Origin of the sequence: Novosphingobium sp. TCA1, assembly GCF_009811895.1 — a bacterium.
Classification (GTDB): Bacteria; Pseudomonadota; Alphaproteobacteria; order Sphingomonadales; family Sphingomonadaceae; genus Novosphingobium; species Novosphingobium panipatense_A.
On record NZ_BLJH01000065.1, the window covers coordinates 1 to 8,066 of the forward strand.

7 protein-coding genes are annotated in these 8,066 nt (G+C 56.9%); 6 read left to right on the forward strand and 1 reads right to left on the reverse strand.

What is annotated here, in order from left to right; translation table 11 throughout:
• A partial coding sequence (locus tag NTCA1_RS28890; protein ID WP_236549608.1) for a hypothetical protein occupies positions 1–186 on the forward strand: 186 nt, incomplete at its 5' end.
• Between the two features lie 319 nt (positions 187–505).
• Positions 506–1,069 (forward strand): hypothetical protein, encoded by a 564-nt coding sequence (locus NTCA1_RS27270; protein WP_159832406.1) that lies wholly within the window; start codon positions 506–508, stop codon positions 1,067–1,069.
• A gap of 97 nt (positions 1,070–1,166) precedes the next feature.
• Here the strand turns inward: NTCA1_RS27270 and NTCA1_RS27275 are convergent, their stop codons facing one another.
• The gene (locus tag NTCA1_RS27275; protein WP_159832407.1) at positions 1,167–1,442 is read right to left on the reverse strand and encodes a hypothetical protein; all 276 of its coding nucleotides are present in this window, start codon (positions 1,440–1,442) and stop codon (positions 1,167–1,169) included.
• 547 nt (positions 1,443–1,989) lie between these two features.
• Here NTCA1_RS27275 and NTCA1_RS27280 point away from each other — a divergent pair.
• Genes NTCA1_RS27280 through NTCA1_RS27295 form a run of 4 tightly spaced genes read left to right on the forward strand, consistent with a single transcriptional unit; the run spans position 1,990 to position 7,983 of the window.
• Positions 1,990–2,286, forward strand: a complete 297-nt coding sequence (locus tag NTCA1_RS27280; RefSeq protein ID WP_159832408.1) for a hypothetical protein — start codon at positions 1,990–1,992, stop codon at positions 2,284–2,286.
• Positions 2,279–4,684 (forward strand): type IV secretion system DNA-binding domain-containing protein, encoded by a 2,406-nt coding sequence (locus NTCA1_RS27285; protein ID WP_159832409.1) that lies wholly within the window; start codon positions 2,279–2,281, stop codon positions 4,682–4,684. Before NTCA1_RS27280 ends, NTCA1_RS27285 begins: the two co-directional genes overlap by 8 nt.
• A gap of 3 nt (positions 4,685–4,687) precedes the next feature.
• Positions 4,688–7,642: a MobF family relaxase gene (gene mobF / locus NTCA1_RS27290; RefSeq protein WP_159832410.1), complete on the forward strand. Its 2,955-nt coding sequence runs from the start codon at positions 4,688–4,690 to the stop codon at positions 7,640–7,642.
• Between the two features lie 11 nt (positions 7,643–7,653).
• Complete coding sequence (locus NTCA1_RS27295) at positions 7,654–7,983, forward strand: hypothetical protein (RefSeq protein WP_159832411.1); 330 nt, start codon at positions 7,654–7,656, stop codon at positions 7,981–7,983.
• The last annotated feature ends 83 nt before the right edge of the window (positions 7,984–8,066 follow it).

The following is an 8,066-nucleotide window of genomic DNA, read 5'->3' on the forward strand; positions in this document are numbered from 1 at the left end:
GACGGGCCTTCGCCCGTCTCGCTTCGCGCGGTCTGCCTTGCGGGTCACGGCATCGCCGATCGGGCTTGCACCGGGCCGCCGTCGCGGCCCTGGCGCATCGCCCCCGGCTCGCCTGCGGACCGCCATGGGCAGGGTCGCCCGCCAGCGGAAAGGGCAGCGGCCGCGCGGCAGTCCCTTGCTCGCTGACGGGCCTTCGCCCGTCTCGCTTCGCGCGGTCTGCCTTGCGGGTCACGGCATCGCCGATCGGGCTTGCACCGGGCCGCCGTCGCGGCCCTGGCGCATCGCCCCCGGCTCGCCTGCGGAGCGCCATGGGCAGGGTCGCCCGCCAGCGGAAAGGGCAGCGGCCGCGCGGCAGTCCCTTGCTCGCTGACGGGCCTTCGCCCGTCTCGCTTCGCGCGGTCTGCCTTGCGGGTCACGTCACGGCCGATGAGATCACCATGCGTCCGATAAATACAGATAAAGGAGAGGGGGATGGAGGAAGATGGACTTGCAGCAGGAGTGAGAAATGCTGACCATCTTTCGCATCGTTGACACGGCTACGCCGATAAAATCGAAGCCAGCAAGCTTGGGCGCGCGACACCTGGCTGCGATCTACAACCACATTCTAGATACCGGAGTTCCAACCGAGCTCGAAGCGGGGGAAGTTGAGGGCATTGCCATGAACTTCGAGTTCAACGCTAACTCCGTTTCTCTCGCAAAATTCGCTCAAATATTCGTAGGACGGGACGACCTTCTCGCCATTGCAGAAGAAGCTCAATTTCACGGGAGGTCGCTACGAATATCCAAGGGAGCGAGCGATCACTTTGCGTCGCTATGTGTGAGCGAACACATCGCGCTATCTCCTGAGATAACGATGTCAAAAGACCGTGCCGACAGCGTTCTCAAATGTCTCGGTCTTGATCGGGAGACCTCCGGCACGATCTGCATCACGCGCCTTCGTGAAATGCTGAGCCAGACAGCCACACGTCAGAGATTCAGCGAACTCGGTCTAGATGCTGCTTACGATTATTTGGCTAGCTACTGTGCCATCGAACACGGGAATACGGATCCAATGTTGGCGTGGGTCTAAGCCTCCCTTCGCCGATAAAACTCAGGGCGCCGGATCAGTCATGCGGCGCCCCTTTTTTGCAAGATGCTATTGCGATCCGCATGACCGGATTGCGCGCTCAAGCGTTCTGCAATTCCGGTTCCATCTTCGGCTTCGCTTTGACCGGATTAGCCCGCACCCATGCTTCAAGAGCTTCAATTGCAACCCTTGGTTTTATGGTAGCAGCGAGTCCAAGAATTCCGATCGCCTCGCGCGATCCAACCTTCTTCACGAGACGCTGGATCTCCTTTTCGGTTTCCTCCTGCTCGAGAACAATCAAGCGCTTTTTGCGCTCCTCCAACTCGACCTCGGCCTGCTGAATCGCCTCGCGTTCGCGATCAAGTTTCGACGCCATAATCTACTCCCTCAACCAGGTGAAAATGCCCCCCATGTTCTCCGATTTTGCACCCGATTGCGAGCCTATTTTTCTGATAGGAATTTGCCGAGTTCATTCTTTCGACGTTCACGGAATCTGGAGTTATTCAAGATGACAATAACGATGGATAGCCTCATCCGCGCGGTTCGAACTCCGCTGGGTGGACCACGCCGTATGGGGCCGGATGGATCAGCAGCCTTACGGCTGTTTTGGTTCCAACGGGTCGCCGTTTCCCGCCACTGGAACCTGGTTAAATCGAGACAGGGCTGGAACTGGGGGCAGTCCCTAAATTTAGCACACCGAATACGGCAGAGCCGTGGTGATTATCGTTGAAAATCAATGTGTAGACACCCGTATACAGGTATACGCCCGTCATACGCCGCCACCACAAGCCATATAACAGCGTTTTATCAGTAACTTATATGTGTGACACGCGTATACGCTCGAGGATTGGACAGAGGCGCCGAGATCACTTATAAATATCGGGCGATATCCAAGCCACGCTCTCTTTTTCCGGAGAACGTGGATGAATTCCCCTCTAGCCACTCTCGTACTCAGCGTCCGCGTTCCACCCAGTGTAATGGCGCTGGTCGATCAGGTTGCCGCTGCGCAATCTTGCGACCGCTCTGAGGCTGTTCGCCAGATCATCAACTTCGGTGCGCCGTTGATGATCTCCGGTAAGGGTCTAAACCTTAGCCGCATTCTCATGACCCTAGAAATCGTCGCAGAGGACTGCCTCGCGCGCGCCGAAGCCAAGGGCCAGGAAAGCCTCAAGAAGCTGCTAGAAACCGCTCAGGAAAACATGGAGCGGCACCATGTTTAGGCGGCCGCAGGAAGACATCCGCTTCAGCAAAAAGGCGGCCACGCTCGAACATCATTCTTCGCGCGGCGAGATCGTCAGAAACGCCGGAAGTTTCACACGTGGCTCACAACTTTTCACCCATGAAGCCTCCATGACATGGGCAGGGATCCGCCTGCCGGTGATCGTTTGGGCGGTGACATCAGCTGCACTCGCATCCACGATTATGACCTTCTATTTTCAAGAGCACGAGTTGCAGCTCGTGCTGATGAAAATGTACGCGGAATTGTGGAATTGGGTTTCGCTCAATCCGCAAAAGGAAGTCCACCTCACACTGCCCGACGATAGCGTAGTCGTGGGGTTGATGCCGTGGGTTCCGCATCATCCTGCCGTGGTCTTCGCCTGGTCGAAATTTCTGCACCTGCTGGCAGCTTCAGCGCTCGGCGCGATCTTCATTTGTGCGCCGCTAACGATCTGGTTCGTGGACTATTCCCGCAAGCGGGGATCAGACATTCTGAAGGAGCGTCATGAGCGCGGATCCCTGCTGATTGAGCGGGCTGAACTGGACGCCCAGATACGTGCCTTTAACACCAAAGCATTCGAGGAGGAGTGCGCCAATCGCAATCCGGCGGCCTCCCCGCAGGCGGTCCTGAAACTACCCTTGCTGGAGCGCATCGCGAAGGGCTTCCACTCTCCATATCGGGTTGCCACTCTGCCTTGCCCATGGCGCCTGGAACAGAGCCATATGATGCTGATCGGAACGACCGGCGCGGGTAAAACCACAGAGTTGAAAAAGATAGTGACGCAGGCGCGCGCGAGGGGTCATCGCTGCGTGATTTTCGATCTGACCGGTTCGTTCATCGAGAGTTTCTATAACCCCAAAACGGACTTCATCTTGAACACGATGGACAAGCGCTGCCAGCCATGGACCATCTTCACCGACTGCGACAACTATTCCGATTTCCTTTCAGCTGCCACGGCACTGATCCCGAGTGGAAGGAACGCCGAGGACGACTTCTGGCAGAAGGCGGCGCGCACGCTTTTCACCGAGATGTGCATGAAGCTGATCGAGAAGAAAGCCATGTCGAATGGCGCCCTTGCCTATCACCTGATGCAGGCGGACCTGAAGCGCATCAGCGAGGAGCTGGAGAACACGGTAGCAGCGCCGCTGGTCGCAACGCAGGCGGCCAAGATGGCAGAGTCGATCCGGGCCACTTTCAACACCCACGCCAACGCTCTGCGGTTCATTCCCGACCCGATGCCAGGCAAGGAGGGCTTCTCGATCAACAGCTGGATGGCGGATACCGAGAACGAGGGATCGATCCTCTTCATATCCTCCAACCACAACGATCTCGTGCTCAACCGGCCGCTGCTGACGCTGTGGATGGACCTTGCGGTGAATGCCCTGTTCCGTATCGGCCGCACTCGCAACCTTCGCACCTGGTTCCTGCTTGACGAGGTGCACGCTCTGCATCGCCTCCCGGCGATCGAGCATGGTCTCCAGACGGCACGCGCAGTGGGTGGGGCGTTTGTCCTGGGCATCCACTCGTTCGCGATGCTGTCCGAGACCTATGGTGAGAATGGGGCGATCGGTCTGACCTCTCTGGCGGGTACAAAACTGATCCTGAAAACCCCAGATTTGGAGACGGCAAAAAGGTGTTCAGACTTCATCGGAAGTCGCGAGGTTCGCCAGATGGATGAGGCATACTCCTACGGCTACAACAGCACTCGCGACGCCTCCACTATCACTCCGCGCAAAGAGGTTCAGCACCTCGTCATGCCCGACGACATCAAGGACATGCCGGCGCTTCACGGCTTCGTGAAATTTCCGGATGGATTTCCTGCTGCCCGGATCAAACTTACCTACCAAGACTATCCGCCAGTCGCGGAAGGTTTCGAACGTGTAACTCACATGCGCGCCAGCGAGTACAAGCCTCCAGAGGATGAGTCTGATGCGCCTAAGGGAGAGGAGGGACGTGAGACCGACGGCCCTGCCAACCAGGACATCCTGATAGCTGATCAGGCAACGGATCAGCGACGTCCTGATGGGGCCCCCGAAGAAGGGAAAAGCGATGCTGAGCTGGAAGCTGAGAAGTTTGCACAGGCATTTCCTCCCAAGCTCGGAAACCTTTCAAAATCGGATTCTGCCAACATTCATACCTCGGGGTTTGCAGATCGCCTGAGGCAGCAGTCCGGGGAGGACGCTTCGGATAAGGAGGAGTCATCCAGAGGATCTGCGCCAAGCGATCATAGTGACGCTCAGCGTTTGAAAACCGCTGACCAGCGAATAGACAGCAAATCACCCGGCTCACATCGGGATGAGCAGGAAAGCCTGATCCAGCGGGAGCAGCGATTGGGCATCGGTACTGAGCAAGAAAGGGAGCAGCCTGACCTTTCCGACGACAGCGGAATGGAGATGTAGAACATGCTCTCTGTCGCATCTGTGAAGTCCGCCGGCGGCGCGGCATCATACTTCGGAAAAGATGACTATTACACCGGTGAACATTCATCGGAGACATCGGCCTGGGGTGGGAAAGGTGCCGAAGCTCTGGGCCTATCCGGAGAGGTCAAGGCCAGCGCCTTTGAGGCGATCCTAAACGGGGTTCTTCCGGATGGAACAGGCGTAAATCAGACTGCCAAGCGGACGATCGGAACCGACCTCACGTTCTCGATGCCGAAATCAGCAAGCGTCATGGCTTATGTCGCGGGCGACAAGCGGATTCTTGATGCGCACATGAGTGCGGTCAAGGAGACGATGAGCTGGGTCGAGAAGACCAGGGCAGAGGCGCGTGATTATAGCCGGACCCGCAACGGGGAACCTGTTCGAACTGGCAACCTGGTCTATGCGATCTTCCAGCATGACACGAGCCGAAAGCTCGATCCACAAGGGCATCTACATGTTGTCATTGCTGCGATAACGAAAACTGCGGGAGGTTCCTGGCAGGCGCTGTGGAACAATCCGCTCTGGAAGAACAATTCCATGATCGGTTCTGCCTATCATGCGGCTTTTCGCGAGAAGTTGTCCGAGCTTGGATACGATATCAATCTGACTGGAAAGCATGGTCAGTTCGAGATTGCAGGTGTGCCAAAAGCTGTCATCGAGGCCTTCAGCCAGCGGCGGCAAGACATACTGGAAAAGGCCGGCCAGTTAGGTCGGGAAAAAACCGATACGGAGAGCCTGCGAGAGATAACGAAGAGGACGCGCGATCCCAAAATTAATCTCGAGGACCGATCAGCGCTTCGTGAACAATGGAAGTCCCGAGCTGCCGCGCTTGGTTTTGATGGCAAGGCTTTGGTGGAGCAGGCGATTTCTCGCTCAACGGTTCAGGATGACAAACCTCTCGGATTTGTCGGGAAAGTCCAAGAGGTCGTTACCTCTCTCTATGCCGCACTAGCGCAGTACCTGCGGGGGTCTGACTCGCTAACCACCACCGGACTGGCGAGGCTCATCCTGACGCCTAACCAGCTTCGTACCGAGTTGGCCGTAGCCTCATCAGTTCGTCACCTTGGTCAGCGTGAGGCTGCCTTTAAGGTTGATGACGTTTCCAAAACGGCATTGGACTTTGGAATCCGGGGGGTGACTATCGATCGGGTGGACGCGCGGGTAAACGCCTTGATTAAAAGCGGTCAGCTCATACCCGGTTCTTCATTCACACACGTCACGACACCGGAACACCTGGCGCAGGAGCGTAAACTGCTTGCGGGTATCGATCAGGGGCGTGAGGCGAGTACCCAGATCGTGCCTGCCTCTGATGTGGCTGAACGCCTGCAAGCGCATAACACGGAGCACACGCTCAATCCCGAGCAGCTCACGTCCGCCACGTTGGCACTTTCAACAAGCGACCGCATTGTTGTGGTCCAGGGCGTTGCCGGCGCCGGCAAGACCACACTGATCCAGAGTATTAAGGCTCTCGCGGCCGAGGAAGGCAAGGAAACCGTTGGCCTCGCATTTGCCAATAAGATGGTCTCGATGCTCCGGAACGAGGCTCAGATCAAAGCTGATACCGTATCCAGCTTTGTAAATGCACACATCAAGGGTGCTCTAGCGGGCCAGGGTGAGGCTTTCGAGAAGTCACGAGAAGACTTGGCAGGTAAAATATTCGTTCTCGATGAATCGTCTCTTGTCGCAAACGAGGCGATGAACAACCTGGTGATGATCGCCAACCGCCTCGGCGTCGAACGCCTCATCATGGTGGGCGATAGAGGCCAGTTACAGTCGATCGATGCAGGCAAGGCTTTCGAGCTCATTCAGGCGCACAAGCCCGCAATGTCGGTGATGGAGATCAGCCAGAGGCAGAAGACGCCCCACATGCAACAAGTGGCCGCGCTCGGGCGGGAGGGAAAATTCAAAGAGGCCTTCCAGGTACTCGGTGAGCGAGTTCAAAGCGAAAAGGGCAATTACCTGAAAGCGGCGGCCGAAAAATGGCTGGCGCTGAGCACCGAGGAGCGAGAACGCACAGCGCTATATGCATCCGGACGTTTGACACGCGGGGAACTGAATGAACTCGTACAGGAGGGCCTGAAGACAGAAGGCACAATCACGGGTGATGGTTTACGCCTTACCACGTTGCAGCAGGTGAACGCGACGCGAGAGGAGCTTCGCTACGCAAAAACCTACAAGGAGGGCCATGTCCTCGATGTGACGCGCAACTCCCTTTCAGGCGGCCTCTCGCGTGGCCGATATGAGGTCACGGGCGTTCAAAAGGGTAAAGTCAGCCTTCGGGACGAGCATGGTAAGACGCTGCGTTTCGACCCCCAAAATATTGACCCTGTCGACAAGTCTGACAGCATTCAGCTGTCAGAGAAGATGGCCACGACGCTCCATGAGGGCGACAGAATCCTTTGGCGGGCCAACGATAAAGAGCGGGAGATATTCAACTCCGACCAGGCGCGCGTCCTGTCGATTTCCGAAGGTCATGTGATGATCGAGAACGCGGCCGGCAAAGTGCTTGAGCTGGATCGTTCCGACAAGATGCTTGAACGCCTCGGGCTCGCATATGCAATCAATATGCATCAGGCGCAGGGTATGACGACCGATAAAGGCATCGGGGTCGTTCACTCTGCGGAGAGCAAGCTTGCGACGCAGCGCCTGACCTATGTGATGCTGACCCGTGTCCGTTTCGACATGGAAATCGTCACCGATAACAGGGACCGTCTCCTCGAGACGATAAATGCAAACCCCGGCGACAAGCTTAGCGCGATGGAAGTTACCGGGGAGAAGCAGCTCGGCGGCTCCATGTCAAGCAAGAGCGGCGTGAATGCTTCAGCTATCAGCGCAGCAAACGCGGGCTTTAATCCGACTGTTCCGCGCGAACTCATGAATGACGCGCCAAACAAAGAAGTCGAGCTTCCGGAACGCAACATCGAACGTAGCAGATAGGGAGATTCTTAGTGATGAATCCAGATCAGCAGCTTGCAAATGTAGTCAGCCAAGCGGGATTGGAAGATCTCGCAAAGGCGATCCAAGGGAACACCAATTTCCACTGTGTGATTGAAATAACCGGCGACCAGCGATGTGCTGAATTGGCTGAAATTCATCGCAGACAGCAGCTCTTTTCTGACGCAGCTGCTATTGCACTGGCATTGAGTTTTGCCGCCATCGTAGGCGAGATCGCGGTCATCTTCGTCGCAGTTGTCGGGGCGAGATACCGGCGATTGCGCTCGACGAGCCCGCTGGACGGCGCGGTGGCTCGCCATGACGGAGTGCTGACCGATGGATAATGCCTCCCTCTATCGAAATTTGCGGTTGCGTCCGTCAATGTGGTGTAAATTCGGGTGTGGCCATCGGGCTGCATTTTCAGGCG

Coding starts and splice junctions, on each gene's coding strand:
- NTCA1_RS27270 (WP_159832406.1), top strand. CDS start 506: ATGCTGACCATCTTTCGCATCGTTGACACGGCTACGCCGATAAAATCG.
- mobF (WP_159832410.1), top strand. CDS start 4,688: ATGCTCTCTGTCGCATCTGTGAAGTCCGCCGGCGGCGCGGCATCATAC.
- NTCA1_RS27280 (WP_159832408.1), top strand. CDS start 1,990: ATGAATTCCCCTCTAGCCACTCTCGTACTCAGCGTCCGCGTTCCACCC.
- NTCA1_RS27285 (WP_159832409.1), top strand. CDS start 2,279: ATGTTTAGGCGGCCGCAGGAAGACATCCGCTTCAGCAAAAAGGCGGCC.
- NTCA1_RS27275 (WP_159832407.1), bottom strand. CDS start 1,442: ATGGCGTCGAAACTTGATCGCGAACGCGAGGCGATTCAGCAGGCCGAG.